The sequence below is a fragment of the Alsobacter sp. genome (assembly GCF_059501845.1).
The window spans coordinates 182,448-203,873 of record NZ_JCACDK010000020.1; the positions used below are offsets into that span (position 1 = coordinate 182,448).

Consider the following 21,426-nt stretch of genomic DNA (forward strand, 5'->3'; position numbering starts at 1 on the left):
CGGCGGGCTTTTGCGAAAGGTGAGCGAATTGAAGCTGGTGCATCTGTTGAACCGAGCCGAACCACGATCTTGGGTTTCAATTTGCGCTCCATGACGAAAATCGACGCGACTCGCGCGCTACAGGGCGCGTGTAGGCCGCCGATCGCGCTCGCGCCGCAGGTATACCGCCCGGCGAGCAACTCCCGGCGAAACTGGCCGGTCCTTGACCGGCGCAAGCCGGCCGGGATTCACTCCCGACATGACCAAGGCAGTGCTCACCACCAAAGTCGACCCGACCTACGATGATAGGCCGGAGGAGCGCTACCACTTCCCCCGTACCTACCTACGTCAGGTTGAAGCCGCGGTGGGAGACCGGATCGTCTATTACGAGCCGCGCCGCACCACGGGCGACGTGCTGAGCAAGGGCGGTCGCCAAGCCTATTTCGCGACGGCGAGGATCGACCGGATTATCCCCGACCCCGCGCGGGCGGACCACTTCTACGCGCTGGTGAGCGGCTACCTTGAGTTCGAGCGGCCCGTCCCGTTTCGCGAGAACTTCGGTACCTACGAGAGGTCGCTAACGAAGGAGGACGGCTCCACCAACAAAGGCGCGTTCGGCCGCGCGGTGCGCAACATGACCGATGAGGAGTACGACCTCATCCTCATGGCGGGCTACTCCCACACGCTCGGTCTGGCTCCTCGGCAAAGACCGATTGGCGAGGTGCCTGAGGAGATCCACCTCGGCTTTGGCGAGAGCGCCCAAGCGCCCTACGAGGTCGATCGCCGTATCGTGGAGCAACTGGTCTCGCGCCCATTCCGGGACCGGGCCTTTTCGGCGGCTGTGAAAACCGCCTACGCCGATACCTGCGCCATGACCGGGCTACGTATCATCAACGGCGGCGGCCGCTCCGAGGTGCAGGCCGCCCATGTCCGCCCGGTGGCGGATCGTGGACCCGACGCCGTGTCCAATGGCATCGCGCTGTCGTCAACCGTACACTGGATGTTCGACCGGGGCTTGCTGTCGGTGGACGCGAACTACGACCTCCTCATCGCCAAGAGCACTGCGCCTGACACGCTGTCCCGGCTTATCGTCCCCGAGCGCAAATTGAGGCTGCCCCAGCGTGCTGAACTCTGGCCCGCACAGACGTATCTCGACTACCACCGCCGGCAGGTTTTCAAGGGCTGAAACGGGCGCGAAGTTGGCACAGCTTCGGGCTCGGAAAACCCCTTCGCAAGGCGTTGCTTACTGGCGGAGCAAGTCCGCCGTCGTCACGCCTAACGCCTCAGCCAACCGCACGACGATCGTAACAGTGGGATTGCGCACGCCGCGTTCGACGCCAGACACATAAGTCCGGTCAATTCCGGCTTTGTCAGCCAACGCCTCCTGGCTCAAGGCCGCCGCTTGGCGAGCTTCCCGCACGTTCCGGCCGACGATCTTCCGAATGTCCTCCATGGGCGAAGAACGCCGCGATGTGGACTAATCGTCCACGGACTATCGTCAACATTTCGGTTTGGACTTGGCGACGTAGACGATAGTCATCATGTCGAAGGAGGGCTTCGGCATGTCGGATTGGCTGTGGTGGGTGATCGTTGGTGTAGCGACGGCCCCGATCTGGGGCACATTCCTCTGGCACACCTACGAGTTCCGCGTGCGCCCGCTGTTCATCCCGCCCGAGGAGATCGACCGGCTGGTCGCCGAAATGCTGAAAAGGGACAACCCCGAGGAAGCCGCGTTTATCGAAGAGCATTCCGCTTGGTACCGGAGCGACCCGTTTGAGCAAGGCAAGTGGCGACGGGTGAGGCGAAAACTGGAATATCGGTAAAGCAGAACCACTTTGTCGGGACGAGCGACGCTTTGATCCTCATCCGAAGCTAGCTACCGTACGAACTCCGAGCGATTCGTAGCTTAGATCGTTCCTTCTGGGTATTTTCAGAATGGCGCAGATTAGAACCTGTGTACAATCCAATGCATAGAAGTCCCAAACCCGACTTCCGCGGTGCCCGCGGTTCGAACACTGGGGATGACTTCCATGAGCTTTGGGCAATGCGTCAAGCTCTGCGACTATTGGAGCAACGAGGCGAACTAACGGCCCTCGCGCTGGAGGGGATGACCTCCGAGCTAGACAACGGAAGCGAGTGGGATGGCGTCGACTGTTTGTTGTTGTTCGGGGGAACGAAAGCGACCACCGCGGCGAAGGTGGAACTTCAACAGCTGAAGTACTCTGCCGCCAACCCAAGTTTGGCTTGGACGATTGGGAGAGTCACGGCAGCTCCGAAGGGAAAAAAGGACGCGTCGGTCATCGGCCGGCTAGCTGATGCATTTCACAAACTCAAGGCAGAGCGCCATACAGCTGAAGTCTCGTCGATATCGATTAAGTTGGTCTCTAATCAGCCCATTGGCAGCAGGCTAGAGAAGGCGCTTCTCGATGCAAAACAGATATCTCGTAACGGCAACGTAGACATATCGGCCGCAAGTGAAGACCTTCGAAACTTGCGTGACGCCACAGGATTGGCAGAAGGGGAATTCTTCCAATTTGCAAATTGATTGGACCTTCATGGTTCCACAGGCTCACGCTTCGCGCTCGAAGGTGAGGTTCTGAAGAAGTTTGCCGAATGGGATGGTGTCGAATTCACCGCTATTGCGGACTCGGTGCGCCGTTACCTCCACGATATGATGTTGCCAGAGCGAGCAGGGGAGGTCGTCACCCGAGAAGACATGTTGTTAAAAATCGGCGCGGGCGACTACCGGAATCTGTTTCCAGCGCCAACGGCGTTCACAAGATTGGCTCACGTTGTCCATCGTCCAAGTATCACTGATTTGATTTCAGTACTCGGAGCCGGACAACAATTTATATGCCTCCATGGCGCAGGCGGACTCGGCAAAACATCAGCAATCCGGCAAATCGAAGAGTGTCTTCCGAGCGGATCGATATTTGTGTCTTTCGATTGCTATGGCGGCGGATCCTATTTAAATGCTGAACAGTTTAGGCATAGACCACAGGATGCTTTCGTTCAATTGGCGAACGAGCTAGCGGAAGAATTACTCCTGCCCACCTTTGTCATACCCAAGCCCAATCTGGACTATCCACGACAGTTTATGAGCATATTGAGGCGTGCCGCTGGATTGCTGGCGGCTACGCAGCCAAGTGCATATGTCGTCGTGGCGCTTGACGCCGTGGACAACGCCATCACTGCTGCAGCACGAAGGCAGCCATCGGATCCTTGCTTCGTACGCGAGTTCTTGACGTTCGACGAACTGCCCAAAAATGTCCGCTTCATTGTAAGTTGCCGAACAAGCCGACTTGATGAGGTGCAGTTGCCTGGCCGGTATCGTCAAGTCGCGCTTAAGCCTTTTGAGCTTTCGGAGACGGCTTCGCTTGTCCGACGATACTGGCCGGCTCCAGACACATGGCTGGCCGAATTCCAGACGTTGTCCCGCGGGGTACCAAGGGTCCAAGCGTATGCTCTGGAAACGGCAGAACCGAGCTACGAGGGGGCTCTTGATGCCCTGTTGCCGCACGGTAAAGGGCTCGATCAAGTTTTTGCCGATCAGCTGAAGCTAGCTTTTCAAAAGCACGGGGGCGAGGAACTGGTTCGGCAGTTTTGCGCAGCCGTTACGGACCTACCTCGCCCGGTGCCAGCTGATGTTCTAGCAAACCTGCTAGGCGTAGGGCCAACGGCCATCTCCGACATTCTGTCTGACTTAACGCCGGGGTTTGCTGTATCGAACGGCCTTGTGAATTTCGCTGATGAAGATTTCGAGGGCTACACGCGTGAACAGGGCGCCACGATGTTGCCCATTGTCCGCGATCGGGCCGCCAACCATTTTCTGTCGTCAGCATCCAGCAACTCGTATGCTGCTCTCGCCGTCGCGCCTGCACTATTTTCGGCGAGTAAACATTCCGATCTTTTAACTTTCGTTGAAGGGCAGCCGGAACCGCCTCCTGGCCTGATGCCGGATGTAGCTCAGAGGCGGGAAATTGGTTCGACTCGGCTGCGGCTTGCTATCCAAGTTGCGAGACAAGCTGGTGAAACCAGCAGGGCATTACGATTCGTTCTTCTCGGCGCTGAAGCGATTAGGAGTAGTGAAAATCTGCGAACTTTTCTTGTTGAGCAACGGCGGCTTTCAGTGCGGTTTGCAGAGGACGTCGTCAACCGGCTGATCCTGAGGGACGCGACGCTCATTGAGGAACACGGCCCAATTCTCGCGCACATGATCGGGAGTTTGTCTGGGAACAAACACGTCTCTTCCGTTTGACATGTGCAGCGAAGGCTGCAGTCCTGGCTCAAGGCTCGCTGGGCCGATTACGAGGAAAAAAAGGAGCCACGTGGGAACACGCGCGAGCTTGGGAGTTCGACGACGAGGATTTCAGTCAAGTCCTCTACGCAACCGCTGTCATGCGGGGAGCCCGAGCCGCCGTCGACCACCATCTGACGCAGCGGTGGCAGTTCGCCATGCCTGCAGGCTTGATGGCGATCGACCATTTGTTGGCCGAGGGGAGAGCGGATCTTGTCAAAGAAATAGCCGAGGCTTTGCCAGGTCACCGGGCTTCGCTTGTGTGGGTAACACTGGCCATGTCCGGATCGCCCGTCGATCTCGGAAAGCTCGAAGCCTCGCTCCGCGCTTTGCGCAGGTTGATCAAGCCGACTGCGGACACGCTTAAGCGATATGGTCCCGATGAAAAGCTCGGACAAATCGCCGTAGATCTACTCTTGGGGGGTATAGAAATCTTGGTCTTGAGAGGAGCAAGACCACCTGACTTGAGCAAATGGCTGGCTCCATTTTTAGAAACAGAAGTCCGCCGCATAGACAATCGTTTTGCGTCGGAAAGTCAGCTGCTTGATGCGATCATGCGCAGCTACTTCCTTAATGAGGCGGTCAATGCGCGCGAGGGAGACCCAAGTGGACTGCTCATTGATCGCCCGAAAGGAGACCACAACAACGCTCAGAACAGCCATCGTGACACTTCTCAGCACGACAGAGAACTGAAAGAGGTCATAGGTGCGGTCGCGACATTCTACAGTTGGCGCGCTAAATTCATTGCCGCAGGGCGGAATGTTGACGGCACCAAGGGGCTCATCGAGGACGGCCTAAAGCACCTCAGTAAAAACTCCTGGTCAATTCGTCGACGCTGGGACGCGGTCGGGATGAGAGCCAAGGCGGCTGAGAGTCTTGCGGTCTTGGCTGCCGACCCGCGAGTTAGTCCGTTGATTTTGGAGACAGCGGTCAACGTCAGAGACGGCTGGTCGCCGTACTCCTCTGCTAGTGCGGACAAATTGTTTCTGAGATTGCGCAATGTCCTATCGCTTCACGGCAGATTGCTTGAAATGGTTTGTAATGAGGCCGTTGAGCGTCGTCGCGACAGGATCGGCGCAAAGGATAAGTCGAACGCCATTGCGAGGCTGGCTGACTGGATTGTCTTCCTCAGCCCAGAGGATGCTCGCGCGCTATTCCAAACAGCGATCGGTGTTGCGCAGGAACTCGATGACGAAATTGTTGACCAAATCAGCCTCTTGGGTGCGCTAGTCTCCCGCTGGCGTTCTGAACACGACCAGGAAGAGGTCGAACTCGCTTGCTGCTTTGCCGACGTTGTTGAAGACGCGGGTACACGCTTGTCTGATCTCGAACGCTTTCCCTGGCCCGAAGCGCTTGAAGCTTTGGCTCAATTGAACTTCGGTATGGGCCTTGCGTGTTCTGCGCGGTGGCACGACGCAGATGTCGTTGATTTGAACCAGACGCTTGGTGCAGTCATCGCGGCCGGCCTCAGACGACGAACCCTGACGACAGCCGAAGCGGCAGCACTTACCCAGCTCTTGCGCAGTGCCCCAGACGATGTCGTTGAAAAGCTCATAGCTGGAGCGACGGGCCAAAAAGCGGATCGCGATGCGCTTGCAGAGTTTTTTGCACGCAATGAACTCCTCGATCGCACTGGCATGCCTAAGATTGCATCGACCTTTTCGCGATCGGTGGGGACCGGCTATTGGGCTGAGACTTTAAGGAAATCGCTTAAGTTTGAGGAGGAGCTTGCGGCTAGGCCGCCGGATGCGGGCGCGCTTGAAAAAAGGGACGCTCTGACGGAGGGAATTGGCCACCTTGAATGGCTTCCCGCCGAACTCGTTGACCCGGCAATACTGCAGGCGAAGACTGCTGCTGTCCTGGCCGAGGCCCGAAGTCGGAATGCGTACGTTTCAACCAGTTCGGTGCTCCAGCAAGCCCGACGGTTTGTTCACGTACGCGACAGAACAAAGCACCTCGACGCTCTTCTGGCTTTGCTAGCTTTGGACGATGGCGATGACGGGTTGAGGGCGCTAATGGCGGCGCTAGCCGAATGGTCGACCCAGCCTGCAGTTTCAGCATGGTCGAGAACGCGGCTACCCGATTTGATTGCGACTTATCTCCCTTTCTTCAGTCGGTATTTCCCTCGCGACAATGGCCTTTTGGACCGTGCGCTGACGTTCGCAGACGCTACACCAGAGCGCGCTGTATGGGTTCTCTTGGAAGGAGTTGAAAGGAACGTTGGTCGCCTATCAGGTGGAGCAATCTTGGCGATCGTGGGTAGGATCGCAAGTTCGATTACCCCCAGTGAAGCTGAGGAGCTTACAAGGTGGTATGTTGCCCGCCTGGTGAGCCGGTTGCCGGAAGATGCGCAGAGAGCCGATCAGAGCGATGTGGCCGGACCTCCGATTGAGGCACTTGCCCGCTTTTTCTTTGCCCTCCTTGGCGACGTCGATCTCCATCTGAGATGGCGCAGCGCTCATGCACTCCGCGTTCTGGCCGAACTCAATGGCTCAGACGCAATCAGCGCAATCTGGCTTCAGCGTGATCGCAAGAGCGATAAGTCCTACCGCCAACCGGATGCGCCCTATTATTGGCTCGCCTCCCGCTTGTGGCTGCTAATTGCGATAGACCGCATTTCCCTGGACAGGCCACATTTAGTAGCGCCAATCGCGGAGGATCTATTCGAGGTAGCGACCGACGAACAACTGCCACACTTGCTAATGCGTGCTTATGCCGCCGAGGCTCTTCACAAGGTCCGTGATGCCGCTGAAATCCGACTTGATGCCAAAAAAGAAAAAGACCTCGCGCGCGTGAATAAATCCCCGCTTCCATTTTCCGAGAAGGCTCAAGGGTGCTATGGTAGTTATGATTTTTATGATCCAAAAAAAGAAGCAAACGTCAAATTTCTTTTCAACGGTATCGATACGCTGCGATATTGGTATTCGAGTTGGTTGACGATTTTCGCCGATGTTTCGAAAGCTGAATTCGTACAGACTGCGGATGCGTTTATTTCTGAACGATGGGGCGTCGTAGATGATCCGCCCTACGGGTCTATAGAGCGGCGCAATGGCCGATTCACCGATCGCAATTGGCAACGCTCACATAACGGACATGGCAGCCTTCCAACTCTCGAAAGGTATCAGCAACATCTGGAATGGCACGCAATGTGGTGCGCCGCAGGCGAGCTATTGAAACACCGACCATTGGCGAAGCCTGAGTATCCCAATGACTATGGTTCGCTGGAGTACGAAATCGCCGTCGATCGACTTACATGTCCACCGATTTGGCTTTCCGATCTGCTGAGCGCACGACCAACGAAAGAGAGTTACTGGAGGGAGCCATCCAAGCCCGTTAATGAGTGGTTTGGCGAACTCGTCGATACGGAAATTCATGACGTGATTTTCGCCGGAGACAGGCCAGGATATATCGTAGTTGCGCAGTCATCGACGACACGGTCCTCCAAATTCCGAAGCCATGTTCACGTGACGACGGGCTTAGTTCTCCCAGCTAATGCGTTGGCATTGGTGCGCGCGCTGCAGACTACACGTAATCCCTTCGATTACCACATTCCACCTGAGGACCATGATCACGAGATCGCACATGGAGAATTCCGCCTTAGGGGTTGGCTTCGGCGCGATCACGGAGATAGCCGGTTTGATCGATTGGATCGGTTTTCTAATGGAGTAAGGCGCATTGAAGCAGCGCCAGGGACTGCAGTTACCCAGTCTTTGGGATTGTCCTATCAGATTGCCAACGGGGCAAAATGGTTTCGCCACGAGGTCACGAAGCCTTCAATGATCTATGAAGCGTGGGGGCATCCCGAAGTGGAGAACGAACGTGATGACTATGTGGGCGAGCGTGTTGTGTCTGAGGGCTATCGTCTAATTATAGCTGCGGACGACTTAGCAGTATTTCTGACGGAACAAGGCATGGACCTTATTCTAGAGGTGGGCTTTCAGCGTGACAAAAATGGAAACAGAACCGCTTCCTATGGTGAAGAAAGTTCGACCCAAGTGGAACTCGAACGTGTCCTCATCCTCAGAGCGGACGGCTCCATACGAGCTGCCGAACGCGATTTTGGAACTTGGCGACAAGTTAGTTGAGGAGTTGGACTTACAGGTTAGTGTCAATACGCTTGGACGGTGGATGGCTCATCACGTCGCCGAGCTTATAGACGACGTGCGCAATGCACCCCCCGCGTCCAGACAAGAGAAGGGCGAAGCTTGCCGCAGGGCCATTCTTGAGCTTTGGGAGCACCTTAACTGTCTTCCCTCAGGGAGCCGGCCATTCAGCGAGCTTGAGCCCGTGATGAGGGCGATCAAAGCTCTAGATCCGAACAATTCTGCACCGCGGTACTATCTATCGGCTTGGCCCGTTCAGGGGCAAGAGGAAGGAGAAGCGAGTCAATGGCTGCAAGTGGCGAAGAAGATTGACGAGTGTGCAAAGATACTAATTGGATTTTCTCTCAATCAAGCGGCAAAAGAGGCTGCCGATAAATCGCGAGAGTGGGTAAGCCTCGCAGAGATTGCCGGGGCGGATTCTGGAATTCCCGGTATCGTGCTTCGATTTGTTTCCGACCCCGCATATGAGCCAGAAAGTTCGGATGAAGTTGATGAGGTCAGGCGTATACGGTCCGAGCGACTGGGGCGGCTGAAAGAATTTGCAGGCCTCGCAGCGGCGGTGGCTGCTGAACTGGACAACAAGCTTTTCCGTCAAGTGGACGGTGATCAAGAACTATAATCAGGGATTTGAAAACTTGTTGTTTTGGACCGGGATTTCCCCTGACACACCCGCAATGCTAGTCTTATTGGTCTGATCGTCCAACGAAGGAGGGACGATCATGACGACGATGAAGGCTGTTTCCGCGAAGCCGATTTCCACCGCCAAGCCCGAGGTGAGTGCGCCCAAGGTCACTGATACGGTGAGCTTCAAGGCGATCTGCACAGAGCTGAAACTCGACCCGCGTCTTGCGCGCGAGAAGTTGCGGATCGCGGTGCGGGAGGCGAAGAAGTTTCCGGAGCTGGCGAAGGCGCACAAGCCGAGGTCGGCTTGGGAGTGGCCAAGGGGATCGGAGGCAGAGCAGCAGGCGATGGTGGCGCTCACCTCGTAGCGCGGTCTCACCGTCCCGCGTGACGGATGGGAGCCATCGTCGGGATTGAGGCGCTTATGTTGGCGACGGGCAAACGACAGGGGCGGGGAGTGATCCTCGCCCTTTCTCACGCTTATGATTCCCAGTTTGATGATTATGAGCACGAGCAGGGGGCCAGCGGGCTTCGATTGCGCTGCTGCTCTTGAAGCGCACGCAACCGCTCTCCGTCTCTTCAAGTGCGCCAAGGGCTCCCGACATGCGGCCCAACATGTCCGCAAGCCGCTGTCAGGGCTTTATCTCGCACGTGTGCATTCGGCTCCGTTCGCCCAAGGCCCACACGATGAAGCGGAGAGAATGGCCGGCGTTTGCGCTGCTTTCGCGCGCGAACCTATTCAACCCGTTATGTCCCGTGAGACGCCATTTCGTTCAAGAAAGCCGTTCTCAACACCCCAGCGAAACCCGAGGCGCACGGGGCGGGCTTCGCCCAAACAAGCAAGAGGCTCAAGTTTCTAATGTAATGAAGGAAAATGGTGCCCAGGGGCGGAATCGAACCACCGACACTGCGATTTTCAGTCGCATGCTCTACCAACTGAGCTACCTGGGCGTGCCCCGACCCGCGGCGGGCCGCGGCGGACACGAGGCTTATAGGGGGTCGCGCGGAGCCTGTCCAGCGCTCCCGTGACGACGCCGCCAGGCACCGGTCAACCTCGTTCCTGCGCGATTTCCGGTACTTAATCGACGACAAGTCCAGCATTCAGCTTGACCGCGGGCCGCCCGCTCAACAGCATGGCGGAGGGCGAGGGAGGTGGCGCGCCATGCAGACACTCGCGCGGCATCCGTTCTTCAAGGATGCCGGCATCGACTTCGAGAAGTTCGACCGGCGCTGCGCCTGGAAGCGGTTCGACGAGGACGAAGTCGTGGTCGACTTCGAGGACACGTCGACCGACGTCTACTTCCTCATCGTCGGCGAGGTGAGGATCCTCATCCGCACCCAGTCGGGCAAGGAGGTGATTCTCGGGGAGATGCGCTCGGGCCACTTCTTCGGCGAACTCGCGGCCATCGACGAGATCAAGCGTTCCGCCAACGTCACGGCGCTGACGCGCGCTGAGATGTGCATCATGCCTTCGTCGGTCTTCCGCGAGGCCGTGCATTCCTCACCGGTGCTGACAGACCGCCTGCTGCGCCTGCTGACCAGCCGGATCCGCGAGCTCAATGCGCGGGTCACCGAGCACGCCGTGCTCGACCTCAAGCACCGTCTGTATTCAGAGCTGCTGCGCATGTCGACGCCCCGGCCCGGCCACGCCGGCGAGAGGGCGGTGTCACCGCCCCCCTTCCATCATGTCATCGCCGCGCGCATCGGATGCCGGCGCGAGCAGGTCACGCGCGAACTGTCGACGCTGGCGGGGGAGGGGCTCGTCTCCAAGACGCGCGGCGCCCTCGTGATCCACAGGCCGTCCGTGCTGGAGACGCGCATCGCGACCGCGCTGCAGAGCGACAATTAGGAGCAGCGAGGGCTATTGCGGCAGGGGCGCCGAGGCGGGGGTCGTGCCGCTGGCCACGGGCGGCTCGGCCAGCACCGGCCGCTCGCCGAAGAAGGGCGCCGCAGCCCCGGAGCGCCGGATCAGGCTCTTCGCGTCCGGCAGCAGGAGCGGCTCGTCGAAAGTGCCCGTCAGCTCGAAGGGCAGGCTCGTCGGCTCGACTGCCGACACCTGCGCTCCCACCGCCTGCGCCGTGCCGCGGATGTCGAAGCTCCGGTCCCCCAGCCCTATTCCGCCTGTGGCCGTGACCTTGGTCGCGGGTGACACCAGCACGGCCTCGGTGAGGTCGAGGACGCCGCGGTCGATCTTCCCGTTGAGCGAGACAGTGCTGTAGGGCGTGCGGCCGCCGCGCGCGTCGAATGCGGCCAGGAGAGGCTTGCGCTCGATCCGCTTCAGAAGCTCCGGCACGTTGACGCCCACGACTTCGCCCTGCTTCAGCGTCGCGCTCGCCTTGCCTGCCAGCGAGCGGAACAACGCCGACGGATTGTCTCCCGATCCCTCGACGGCAAAGGATGCGGTCACGGTGCCCGTCACCTTCTTCCCGAGCCCGAAGGCGGGAAGGGCCGTGGCGAGGTCGGCGCGCTCGAGGCCGCCCTGCAGCTTCACGTCGAAGCCGCCTTCGCCATTGGCGACGGCAGTCGCGCGCCCGCGCAGCGTGCCCTTGCTGAAGTCGGAATCACCCAGCGCGAGGTCGATCCGTCCTGCATGCGCCATCACCGAGAAGGCGGCATTCTCGAGCAGCGCGTTGCCGATGGTCAGCCGTGCGGCGGAGATGCGCAGGTCCACGTCGCCGTGCGGCAGGGCCTGCCCGGGAATCGGATCGCGAGACCAGCCGCCATCGTCCGACCGCCCCGGCGAGAGCGGACGCATGGCGTCCGTCAGGTTCAGCTGGTCGGTGGCGATGGTTCCGCCGATGGCCAGCGCCCCGTCCTGCACCTTGGCCGAGAACACGCCGTCGAACTGGCCCCCGCTGAGCTCGATTCGCGCATTGGCGAGTTCGAACGTCGAGGGCTGGATCCGGGCCGTCCCGCTGACATCGAGCGGCCCGGCGAGCGGCAGCGGCAGGCGGAACCCGAGCCAGTCGGCCGCGCCCCGCAGGTCGGGGCTCTTCAGCGTCAGCGCGCCGTTGACCTGCGGCTTGCTGCCTCCCGCCACCGCGCCGTTCAGCGCCATGTCGGCACGGTCCGACTTGAGCTTCAGCGACAGCGGGCCTGACGCGCCGTCATGCAGGATGGCGGCGGGATCGGCGCTCGCCTCCGCCTCGACCCGTTCGCCCCGCCAGCTGAAAGTGGCGGAGGCCTCGATGTCGCGGCTGAGCCGCGCCCGGGTGAACACGGCATCGACATTGCCGAACAGCACGGTCCGGAGACCGTCCGGGCCGATCAGCCCGACCTCGCCCTCGAGGATCTTGAGGCGGCGCAGGTCGGGGGATGTTTCCGGACCCTCGCCGAACAGCCGTGCCAGGAGCCCCGTGAGATCACTCTCATCGAAGTCGCCCGTATTGAAGACCGGCCGGCCGAGCGCGACCTCCGTCAGCTCGATGCGGCCGGTCACCAGCGGAAGCAGGCGCAGCGTCGCGCGCAGGGAATCAGTCTCGACCGTGACCTTGCCCGCAGCGTCGGCCAGCTGCACGCGGTCGACCACGAGCTGCGGCAGCGGAAGCGCGGTGAAGCGAATGGAACCGTGGCCCTTGACGCCGAGGCCGGTGAGCGCGGTGAGTTGCTGGGCCAGGGGCGCACCTGCCGCTCCCTCGCCGAGGGTCCAAGGCGTCAGCGCTGCGGTCGTGATCGCACCAGCTCCCACGAGGGCGGCCGCGATGAAGAGGCGAATGTGCATGACGCTCCGCTGCACGCACCCCGGCACGCGGGGCAAAGGAAACGGGATGGAAGACCGCCTCCGGCCCGCGACTATAGCCACATCGTAAAGGCGAGCAATCGCGTGTCGCGGGAAGTGATGTGGATCGAGCCTTCCGTCGCGCGAACGCATTCGCTATCAGCGTGTGTGCAGTGCAATGAGGGCATGAACATGACCAAGTCGAGCGGGCCACTCTGGACACCTTCGCCCGACCGGGTGGCGGCGAGCCGAATCGTGGCCTTTCGCGACAGGTTCAACGCCCGGGAGGGATTGTCGACGCGATCCTATGCCGATCTGCACACGGCGTCGGTGGCGCGTCGGGAGGCTTTCTGGTCGCTGCTCTGGGACGAGGCCGGCGTGAAGGGCGAGAAGGGCGAACGACTGCTCGCCGACGACGCCATGCCGGGCGCCCGCTTTTTTCCCGACGCGCGGCTCAACTTCGCCGAGAACCTCCTGGCCCGGGACGACGACGGCGAGGCCATCGTCTTCCGCGGCGAGGACGAGGCGCAGGCCCGCATGACCTGGCGCGAGCTCAACGCGCTGGTGTCGCGCCTGCAGCAATGGCTCGAGGCGCAGGGCGTCGCCGCCGGCGACCGTGTCGCGGCGATGATGCCGAACCGGCCCGAGACCGTCGCCCTGATGCTGGCCGCGGCCTCCATCGGCGCGGTTTTCTCGTCCTGCTCTCCCGACTTCGGCGTGCGCGGCGTGCTCGACCGTTTCGGGCAGATTGAGCCGAAGGTGTTCGTGGCCGTGGACGGCTACTGGTATGCGGGCAAGCGCATCTCCATTGAGGCCAAGCTCGGCGAGATCGTGCCGGCCTTGCCCGGCCTGCGGGCGGTGCTGGTGGTCGACTATCTCGGCGAAGCCGCCCAGGTCGCGGCGTCGCTGCCCAGGGCTGCCACGATGACGGATGCGCTGGAGGGGTTCGCGGCCAAGCCCGTCCGCTTCGAGCGGCTGCCATTCGGCCATCCGCTCTACATCCTCTACTCCTCGGGCACCACGGGCGTGCCGAAATGCATCGTGCATGGGGCCGGCGGAACGCTTCTGCAGCACCTGAAGGAACACCAGCTCCAGAGCGACGTCCGCGCGGGCGACAGGGTGTTCTACTTCACGACCTGTGGCTGGATGATGTGGAACTGGCTGGTTTCCGCGCTCGCCAGTGGCGCGACGATCATGCTTTACGACGGATCACCATTTCACCCCGGCCCGGAGGTACTCTGGGATTTCGCCCGCGACGAACGTTTCACGCTGTTCGGCACCTCGGCGAAATACATCGACGCCAGCAAGAAGGCGGGCATACGTCCCCGTGACACGCACGACCTGTCGAGCATCAGGCTGATCGCGTCCACCGGATCGCCGCTCGCTCCCGAGAGCTTCGAGTGGATCTACGATGCCGTGAAGCCCGACGTGCACCTTGCTTCGGTCTCCGGCGGCACGGACATCGTCTCGTGCTTCGTGCTGGGCGATCCGACCGGGCCTGTCTGGAAAGGCGAGATCCAGGCGCCGGGGCTCGGCATGGCCGTCGATGTCTGGAACGACGCGGGCAAGCCGGTGCGCATGGAGAAGGGCGAGCTCGTCTGCACGAGGGCGTTCCCCTCGATGCCGGTGATGTTCTGGAACGATCCGGGCGGAGCCAAGTACCGGGCGGCCTATTTCGAGCGCTTCCCCGGCGTGTGGTGCCACGGCGACTTCGCCGAGTGGACCGGGAACGGCGGATTGGTGATCCATGGCCGCTCCGATGCCACGCTGAACCCCGGCGGGGTCAGGATCGGCACGGCGGAGATCTACGCCCAGGTCGAGCAGATCCCGGACGTGGTCGAAGCCCTCGCGATCGGCCAGGACTGGGACGGCGACGTCCGGGTCGTCCTGTTCGTCCGCCTGCGCGAAGGAGTCGTGCTCGACGAACCGCTGCAGAACGCCATCCGGAACAAGATCCGCACGGGTGCGAGCCCGCGCCACGTCCCCGCCCGCATCGTGGCCGTGGCCGATATCCCGCGCACCAAGTCGGGCAAGATCACCGAACTCGCCGTGCGCGACGTGGTCCACGGGCGGGACGTCAAGAACAGGGAGGCGCTCGCCAATCCCGAGGCTCTCGACCTCTACCGGGACCTGCCCGAGCTCAAGGTCTGATCGCGGAGGGCTCGTCGACGGCGGCGGCCTCGGGCGGGGAGGCTTGTTCCCCGGAGCGCAGCAGCATGGCGACGGGCACCAGACCGACCAGGACGATGGTGAGCGCGGCCAGCGCGCCATCTTCGAAACTGCCGCGCGAGGCCTGCGCGTAGACATAGGTCGCGAGCGTGTCCAAGTTCAGCGGCCGCAGCAGCAGCGTCGCCGGCAGCTCCTTCATCGCGTCCACGAAAACGAGCAGCCCTGCCGAGACGAGCGCCGGGCCGCTGAGCGGAAGGTGGATTTCCCGCAGCAACTGCCCGGGCCGGCGCCCGAGCGTGCGAGCGGCATCGTCGATCCGCAGCGAAATGCGCGCAAAGCCGGCCTCGATCGAGCCGATGGCGATGCCCAGGAAGCGGATCACGTAGGCGATCACCACGGCGGCGCCGGAGCCCATGATGAGCAGGCCCGGCGAGGCCCCGGTGAGCGCCCGCCAGCCGTCCGCGATCATGTTGTCCAGCCCTGCAAGAGGCCAGAGCAGGCCGACCGCCAGCACTGTTCCGGGCAGGGCATAGCCGAGGCTCGCCACGCGTGCAGCGGCGGAGGTGCGCCTGCGCCGCGAAAGCCGCACGGCGACGGCGACGCACAGGCCGAGCGTCACGATGAGCACGGTGGCAATCGCGGCCAGCGACAGCGTCGCGCCGAGGAGCCCGGGATAGTCGGGGTCGATCCCGCTCGCCAGCGCGCGCGACAGAGCGTGGCGGACCAGCCATCCCACCGGGACGAGAAAGCCTGCCGCTACCGGGAGCAGGCAGGCCAGCAGCGCCAGGACCGCGCGGGCGCCTTCCAGCCGGACCGGGGCCAGTGGCCGCGGGCGCTTCAGCGAGCCCGAGAAGCCCCGAGCGCCCCGGGCCCGGTGCTCGAGGACGAGGAGAACGGCGACGACCGCGAGCATGACCATCGCGATCTGGGCAGCGCCCGGCAGGCTGTTGCGGTTCACCCAGGTGGAGTAGATCGAGACGGTGAGCGTGCGAACGCCGAGATACTCCGTCGCGCCGATGTCGTTCAGCGTCTCCAGCAGAGCCAGCGACAGGCCGAGCGCCACGGCCGGACGCGCCAGCGGCAGTGCGACCCGGAAGAACAGCTCTGCCGGCCGTGCACCCAGGAGGCGCGCTGCCTCGATGAGGTTGGCGCTCTGGACTGCGAAAAGGGCGCGCGTGGTCAGGTAGACATAGGGGTAGAGCACGAAGCCCATGACGAGGATGGCACCCGGCAGGGAGCGGACCTCTGGAAACCAGTAGTCGGCCCGGCTGCGCCAGCCGACGAGGCCCCTGAGCCAGGACTGGACCGGCCCGAGCGGGTCCAGCAGCTCGACATAGACATAGGCCACCAGATAGGGCGGCACCGCGAGCGGCAGCACGAGGGCCGCCGAGACGAGCTTGCGGCCGGGGAACCGGTATGCCGTCACGAGCCAGGCCGTGCCGATGCCGGCGAGAGAAACCACCACTGCCACGCCTGCCAGCAGCATCGCGGTTTCGCGAAGCGCCACAGGCAGCACATTGGCGGCGACGTGGCGGGCCGTCGAGGCGTCGCCCTGCAGCGCGATCAGGAACAGGCAGAGGATGGGCGCGCCGACGAGGGCCGCCGCGGCGATGCTGACCGCTGCGGGGCCACCGGGAGCCGGCAGGGGCGGCCCGGGCCGCCCCGTCAGGCCGGCCGGAGTGCCGCCTATGCCCTCCGCTGCCATGGATCAGTTGTCGAAGCCGGTCTTGTCCACCAGCTCGCTCGCAGTGCGCCTGTTCCCGGCAATCTCCGCGAGGCCCAGCGCGTCCGGCCGGATGGGACCGAAGAGCTGCTCCGTCTTGCCGTCGCCGATGCTGGCGCGGATCGGATATTCGTAGTTGGTGTCGGCCTGCAGCTTCTGCGCGGCATCCGAGGTAAGGAAGGTGATCAGCTTGACCGCCTCGTCCTTGTTGGGCGCGTAGCGGGCCACCGCCGCCCCCGAGATGTTGACGTGGGTGCCGCCGCCGGCGAAGCGGCTGTCGAGCACCTTGATCGCGTCGCCCCAGCTCTTCTGGTTGGCGTCGGCCGAGTTGCGCATCAGCCCGACATAGTAGGTGTTGCCGACGCCGATGTCGCAGACCCCGGCGAGGATGTCGCGGGCCACCTCGCGGTCGCCGCCGGAAGGCTTGCGGGCGAGGTTGGCCTTCAGCCCTTCCATCCACGCCGCGGCCTTCTCCGGCCCGAGATGCGTCACGACGGCCGCGAAAAGCGATACGTTGTAGGGGTGCTGGCCCGAGCGGATGCAGATCTTGCCCTTCCACTTGGGGTCGGCCAGTTCCTCATAGGTGATGCTGTCCTGGCCGACACGCTCCTTGGACGCGTAGACGACGCGCGAGCGCAGGGTCGTGGCATACCAGTGTCCGGCGGGATCGCGAAGGTTGGCGGGTACCGCGGCCTTCAGCTCCGGGGTTTCCACCGGCTGTGTGATGCCCATCTCCACCGCACCGGCGAGGCGGGCGGCATCGACGAGGATGAAGACGTCGGCCGGCGAGTTCTGGCCCTCGGCCTTGATGCGCTCCTCCAGCCCGTTCTGCAGGAACACGGCGTTGACGCGGATGCCTGTGTCGCGGGTGAAGGCGTCCAGCGCCGGCTTGATCAGCGCGGGCTCGCGGGAGGTGTAGACGTTCACCTCGGCCGCGCGCGCCGCGGCTGCGGGCGCCAGCGAGGCGGCGAAGGCGAGGAGAATGGCCGCCGGGCGAAGCGCCGGCCGGTCAAAGCAGGTCATGGGGCGTCTCCTGTCGCAGGGGTCAAGGCCCTGCCATGAGCACGGGTACGCGGTCGTGTGGCCTCTAAGACTGCACGCGTCAAGAAAAAACGGTGCTACTTCAACAATTTATAGACTTTCTAAAGTGTGCGGGGCCTTGGCGTCTCACCCGGTCCAGTTGCGCAAGATCAAGGACGCTCGCGCTTGCGACCGGGATCATGCCCCGCACCTTCCGGAGGACATCGCATGCCCGCCACCGCCACAGACCCTGCCGCGAACGCTGCCCAGCCCATCGCGATGAAGCGCATCCTGCTGACCCTGGCGCGCAGCAAGGAGCACCCGGACGGGTCGTCCCGTCACGGCTACGAGATCGTCGCACCGCTCGATACGGCTGGCCGGCTCGATCCTCTGGCCTGGAAGCACGCCCGCCAATCCTGCTTGGTTCGCCGCTTCTGGGCCGGCGAGTCCGACGACACCGGGCATCTCGTGCACCGCCCCGGGGGGGCCGGCGGCGCGACATGGACCTTCGACTACGACCAGACGACGCTGGACGACGACGAGGCCGGCTTCCGGTTGGGCGAGCACGTGTTCGCGCCGGGAGAATATGTCTCCATTCGCGACGACGACGAGGTTTGGCACACCTTCAAGGTCGAGTGGGTCAGGGATGCCTGATCGATGCCGGATTAAGGCAGCCGACGTATCTCAGCGGCGCAGTTCGACGGTCGTCTGGTCGCCGGTGAGATCCTGGAAGGCGGACTGGCCGAGGACAATCCCGGTGACGCCGAGCATCAGGCCGAGAAGAAAGGCCGCGAGCCCCTTGCCGATCCGTGTCGAGCGGGGCGATGCGTCGATCCGTGCGCCGGCCTGCACCGTTTTCGGCTGGCGGCTGCTCGAAACGGCCTGCTGGAGCGGAAGACTGGGCATGGGAACGCAGCTACCTCGTGAACCTGCGTCCAAATGTGCAGGTCGCGGCTGGTAACGCAATATTTGGCTTATCGAACGGTAAATGCGACATTTTAGGCATTAACATTCTGTTTACTTGTCGGTCGAAAGTGTGTCCCGTAGCTGTTGACTGGAGTGATCTTGCAGGAGTGGACAATGGCGGCAGTTCGATGTGGAACGTCCCGGGCGGCAGCGCTGGCCATCGTTCTGTTCCTGGCGGGCGCGGGCGCTGTCGCGGCGAAAACCGTGGACCAGATGACCTGTGCCGCCGCGATCCGCCAGGCCCTGACGACAGGCAGGTACGAGAAGCAGACCTCGTTCGGCGTGATCCCGATGTTCGGCTTTTTTCCGAATGACGGCGGACCCAACCGCTGCCCGCGCAATACCGACCAGAGCTGGAACGTGGAACGCACGCTCGACAACCCGCGCTGCCCTGTCGCCTACACCTGCAACGAGCGCATCCGCTTCCGCTGAGGCGCAGCTGGACATGCTTGCCTGCCGCGTGTTGCCGGATCCCTGCCGCTCTGGGCTTTGCGGCTTCCGATCCGCATTCCGCCATCGAGCCCGCGGGAACTCACGGGCGGATCTCTTGCGGCCCGGCCGTGTCGTCCGGGCCCGGCCTCGACAGGGCTTGTCATCCTCGGCCGCTTTCGCTATCTGACCGTGCGTCGGGGCCAGCAGCCCCGCCACTGGGCTTCCAGCCCCGGTGGGGGATAGTTCAACGGTAGAACAGCGGACTCTGACTCCGTTAATCTTGGTTCGAATCCAGGTCCCCCAGCCAACCTAAAGCGTTGAAATCACTACATTCTCCGGCCTCGTGTCACATACCTCGAAAGTCGTGTCACTGTGGTGTCACCGCCTGAAGAGCTCGTGTCACTGGCCAGGACGGTCGCCGATTGGGCGGATCGGTTCGCCGCGATCGAGTCCGTCGTCATTTTCGGCAGCCGCGTTCGAGGCGACTACGGGCCCGAAAGCGACTTGGATGTGTGGATTGAGGACCGGGGAGACGTGCCGGCCGAGGCAGTCGACGCCTGGTGTGACGAGCTCGCCGGTGAAGGCCTGGCAACTCTGAAGGCCGCAACGGGGCTCTTCGTGCATTGGCCGCGAGACGACGAGTCGGTGAGGATGGTTGTCCGTTACCACCGCGACAGGGCAATCCTGACGGATCGCAAGGTGGCACGCGTGCCGACGCCGAGGTGGAAGCCCTGAGCGCTTGTGACACGAGGCTGTGACACGGGAGGGAATGATGGAGTTCGGTCGCCACGTGTCGGAGCACGCTCCTGCCTCCGACAGTCCGTCCGCGACGGTGATCCGGGGTCCGACTAGCTGGACAAGCCTCTATGTCCTGCTGGGCATTGTGCTGAGTATCGAGTCCACCCTCATCACGATGATCCCGTCTCGCACCTGGCAACTGTGGACCTACCTGGTCGCGCTCGGTCTCACGCTCGGGGTCTTCCTCTGGTGCAAGCGGTGTCAGGAGCGATTGCTCCGCCTGATAGCGTCGTGGGAGAACAGGCCGCGTTGACACCGGACAGGCCTCGCGGCCGTTCTGGGGCTTCTGCCGGGCGGGGCGGGAACTATTCCACCCGCCGCGACGTTATCGCCTTCAATCTTCCGGGTGCAGTTGATGGCGCGCTACTTTCTCGAAGTCAGGTATGGCGCTTTAACTACCCTCGACGAAGACGGGGTCGAGCTTCCCTCAGATGCTGCTGCGATTGCAGAGGCTGAAGAAACGGCTCGGGATATAATCGCGGACGGAATCCGCCTCGGTGCTCGTTCGCGGTCTGGCGTGATCACGATCTATGATGAGAGGGATCGGACGGTGGCGCTGGTCGACTTCGGCGGATCTGTCTCTGTCCGCTCCGGCGACTCGCAGGATCACATCCCGGACGTGTAGCGGCTCACCGCAGCGCCGCAGCGGGATCGAGCGGCCTACTGCTTCTCCACCACCTGCTTTGGCACCCAATAGCAGTTTGGCTTGCCTCGCGGGCGGACGCAGACCTGCGAGTGAACGAAGCTCACGTCTTCACCTTTCCGAGGTCGCCAGGAGTGGGAAGGATGCACCCGCCCGACTGCGCTGCCAGGTTAGCTGCGGCCTCCATATCCTTGTCCTGGGTGGCCAGATCGTAAGCGCGTGCAGCAACCTTCAGGTCGCGGCAGGCGGGCCACTGAGAGGTGAACTTGCCGGTCTGCCCTATGAGGGGGGGACTCGGCGAATGCTGGCGCCGCAACCACCGCCACGATCGACGCCATTAGCAAAACGCGCATGTTGCTCTCCGAACGGTCGCCGCCCTTGAACTATGCCGTGCTCAGCGGAGCTAGGTCTAGTTGCAATGGAACTCTAGGCCGCCGAATGAATCGACTCGGCGCGGCGCCGGAGTTGATCACATGCGTTCCCCAGAGGATGCGCGCGCCGCCTTGCGCGAGCTCGCCGCGGGGACAAGGCCCAAGCCGCCGGCAGGGCGCAAAGCCCGGTCACGCGCCGGAGAACAGCCCCATGCCCGAGAGCAACCCGCCAAGGCCGATCCCGTCCCTGTTAGGCCCTGGCCCCGCTGAGCCCATGCCGTCGGCTGCCGCGGTGCCGCAGCTCAGGGTGACGCTGGAAGAGATTGCCACGCTCTCGGCTCAGGCCTGGGCCAGCGATCCCGAGGCCCAGGCCGAAGCGCTGTTGCGGATTAATGAGGCCGTGTTGCGGCTGCTGTCCCGGTGCTAGGCCACCGCCTGCTGTTCGGCACCCGTAGCTGACGAGCACGCCGGGTCGGTTTGGTCAGCTGACAAACCCGGCAGCTGGTTTCGTACTGCTACGAAACCGATGAGGCCGCCCTAGGCCACCGCCGCGCCGAGCGTGGCGAGGAAGGCGAGGAGCGTGAAG

Annotated in this window: 19 protein-coding genes and 2 tRNA genes; 15 read left to right on the forward strand and 6 right to left on the reverse strand. The window is 62.6% G+C overall.

The annotated features are described in order from the left end of the window. Positions 1–238 precede the first annotated feature (238 nt). On the forward strand, positions 239–1,165 hold the full coding sequence (locus tag AC5JCN_RS25225; protein WP_495757898.1) for an HNH endonuclease: 927 nt from the start codon (positions 239–241) through the stop codon (positions 1,163–1,165). A 57-nt stretch (positions 1,166–1,222) separates the two neighbouring features. Here the strand turns inward: AC5JCN_RS25225 and AC5JCN_RS25230 are convergent, their stop codons facing one another. Then, on the reverse strand, positions 1,223–1,432 hold the full coding sequence (locus tag AC5JCN_RS25230; RefSeq protein WP_495757899.1) for a helix-turn-helix domain-containing protein: 210 nt from the start codon (positions 1,430–1,432) through the stop codon (positions 1,223–1,225). A gap of 88 nt (positions 1,433–1,520) precedes the next feature. On the opposite strand from AC5JCN_RS25230, the gene AC5JCN_RS25235 reads away from it, so the two are divergent. The 6 genes from AC5JCN_RS25235 (at position 1,521) to AC5JCN_RS25260 (ending at position 9,368) form a co-directional block, all read left to right on the forward strand. Then, on the forward strand, positions 1,521–1,802 hold the full coding sequence (locus AC5JCN_RS25235) for a hypothetical protein (RefSeq protein WP_495757900.1): 282 nt from the start codon (positions 1,521–1,523) through the stop codon (positions 1,800–1,802). Between the two features lie 284 nt (positions 1,803–2,086). Further along, positions 2,087–2,524, forward strand: coding sequence for a hypothetical protein (locus AC5JCN_RS25240; protein WP_495757901.1), 438 nt, complete (start codon positions 2,087–2,089; stop codon positions 2,522–2,524). Next, the gene (locus tag AC5JCN_RS25245) at positions 2,525–4,237 is read left to right on the forward strand and encodes an NACHT domain-containing protein (RefSeq protein ID WP_495757902.1); all 1,713 of its coding nucleotides are present in this window, start codon (positions 2,525–2,527) and stop codon (positions 4,235–4,237) included. It begins immediately after the preceding gene. A gap of 212 nt (positions 4,238–4,449) precedes the next feature. Next, positions 4,450–8,361 (forward strand): hypothetical protein, encoded by a 3,912-nt coding sequence (locus AC5JCN_RS25250; RefSeq protein WP_495757903.1) that lies wholly within the window; start codon positions 4,450–4,452, stop codon positions 8,359–8,361. Then, positions 8,249–8,998: an AVAST type 3 anti-phage protein Avs3b gene (avs3b, locus tag AC5JCN_RS25255; RefSeq protein ID WP_495757904.1), complete on the forward strand. Its 750-nt coding sequence runs from the start codon at positions 8,249–8,251 to the stop codon at positions 8,996–8,998. Before AC5JCN_RS25250 ends, avs3b begins: the two co-directional genes overlap by 113 nt. Positions 8,999–9,098: 100 nt before the next feature. Further along, entirely contained in the window at positions 9,099–9,368 is a 270-nt protein-coding gene (locus AC5JCN_RS25260; RefSeq protein ID WP_495757905.1) for a hypothetical protein, read from the forward strand. A 507-nt stretch (positions 9,369–9,875) separates the two neighbouring features. Here the strand turns inward: AC5JCN_RS25260 and AC5JCN_RS25265 are convergent. Then, positions 9,876–9,951 (reverse strand) — tRNA-Phe (locus tag AC5JCN_RS25265). 211 nt (positions 9,952–10,162) lie between these two features. On the opposite strand from AC5JCN_RS25265, the gene AC5JCN_RS25270 reads away from it, so the two are divergent. Continuing rightward, the gene (locus AC5JCN_RS25270; protein WP_495757906.1) at positions 10,163–10,849 is read left to right on the forward strand and encodes a Crp/Fnr family transcriptional regulator; all 687 of its coding nucleotides are present in this window, start codon (positions 10,163–10,165) and stop codon (positions 10,847–10,849) included. Between the two features lie 12 nt (positions 10,850–10,861). Here AC5JCN_RS25270 and AC5JCN_RS25275 read toward each other — a convergent pair whose 3' ends face one another. After that, on the reverse strand, positions 10,862–12,721 hold the full coding sequence (locus AC5JCN_RS25275; RefSeq protein ID WP_495757907.1) for an AsmA family protein: 1,860 nt from the start codon (positions 12,719–12,721) through the stop codon (positions 10,862–10,864). Positions 12,722–12,910: 189 nt separating this feature from the next. Between AC5JCN_RS25275 and AC5JCN_RS25280 the strand changes: the two genes are divergently transcribed. Further along, complete coding sequence (locus tag AC5JCN_RS25280) at positions 12,911–14,869, forward strand: acetoacetate--CoA ligase (protein WP_495757908.1); 1,959 nt, start codon at positions 12,911–12,913, stop codon at positions 14,867–14,869. Here the strand turns inward: AC5JCN_RS25280 and AC5JCN_RS25285 are convergent. After that, entirely contained in the window at positions 14,859–16,592 is a 1,734-nt protein-coding gene (locus AC5JCN_RS25285) for an ABC transporter permease (protein WP_495757909.1), read from the reverse strand. The two genes, AC5JCN_RS25280 and AC5JCN_RS25285, sit on opposite strands and share 11 nt — an antisense overlap. 3 nt (positions 16,593–16,595) lie before the next feature. Further along, positions 16,596–17,633, reverse strand: coding sequence for an extracellular solute-binding protein (locus tag AC5JCN_RS25290; protein ID WP_495757910.1), 1,038 nt, complete (start codon positions 17,631–17,633; stop codon positions 16,596–16,598). 225 nt (positions 17,634–17,858) lie between these two features. On the opposite strand from AC5JCN_RS25290, the gene AC5JCN_RS25295 reads away from it, so the two are divergent. Continuing rightward, positions 17,859–18,284 (forward strand): hypothetical protein, encoded by a 426-nt coding sequence (locus AC5JCN_RS25295; RefSeq protein WP_495757911.1) that lies wholly within the window; start codon positions 17,859–17,861, stop codon positions 18,282–18,284. 30 nt (positions 18,285–18,314) lie between these two features. Here AC5JCN_RS25295 and AC5JCN_RS25300 read toward each other — a convergent pair whose 3' ends face one another. Next, positions 18,315–18,536, reverse strand: coding sequence for a hypothetical protein (locus tag AC5JCN_RS25300; RefSeq protein WP_495757912.1), 222 nt, complete (start codon positions 18,534–18,536; stop codon positions 18,315–18,317). Between the two features lie 174 nt (positions 18,537–18,710). Between AC5JCN_RS25300 and AC5JCN_RS25305 the strand changes: the two genes are divergently transcribed. The 5 genes from AC5JCN_RS25305 to AC5JCN_RS25325 all read left to right on the forward strand — a co-directional run bounded on the left by AC5JCN_RS25305 (position 18,711) and on the right by AC5JCN_RS25325 (position 21,267). Next, positions 18,711–19,028 (forward strand): hypothetical protein, encoded by a 318-nt coding sequence (locus tag AC5JCN_RS25305; protein WP_495757913.1) that lies wholly within the window; start codon positions 18,711–18,713, stop codon positions 19,026–19,028. Positions 19,029–19,261: 233 nt separating this feature from the next. After that, positions 19,262–19,335, forward strand: a tRNA-Gln gene (locus AC5JCN_RS25310). Positions 19,336–19,424: 89 nt separating this feature from the next. Next, positions 19,425–19,763, forward strand: coding sequence for a nucleotidyltransferase family protein (locus tag AC5JCN_RS25315; protein WP_495757914.1), 339 nt, complete (start codon positions 19,425–19,427; stop codon positions 19,761–19,763). Positions 19,764–20,181: 418 nt separating this feature from the next. Beyond that, complete coding sequence (locus AC5JCN_RS25320) at positions 20,182–20,451, forward strand: DUF6894 family protein (protein ID WP_495757915.1); 270 nt, start codon at positions 20,182–20,184, stop codon at positions 20,449–20,451. A gap of 600 nt (positions 20,452–21,051) precedes the next feature. Further along, positions 21,052–21,267 (forward strand): hypothetical protein, encoded by a 216-nt coding sequence (locus tag AC5JCN_RS25325; RefSeq protein ID WP_495757916.1) that lies wholly within the window; start codon positions 21,052–21,054, stop codon positions 21,265–21,267. Positions 21,268–21,426: the final 159 nt, after the last annotated feature.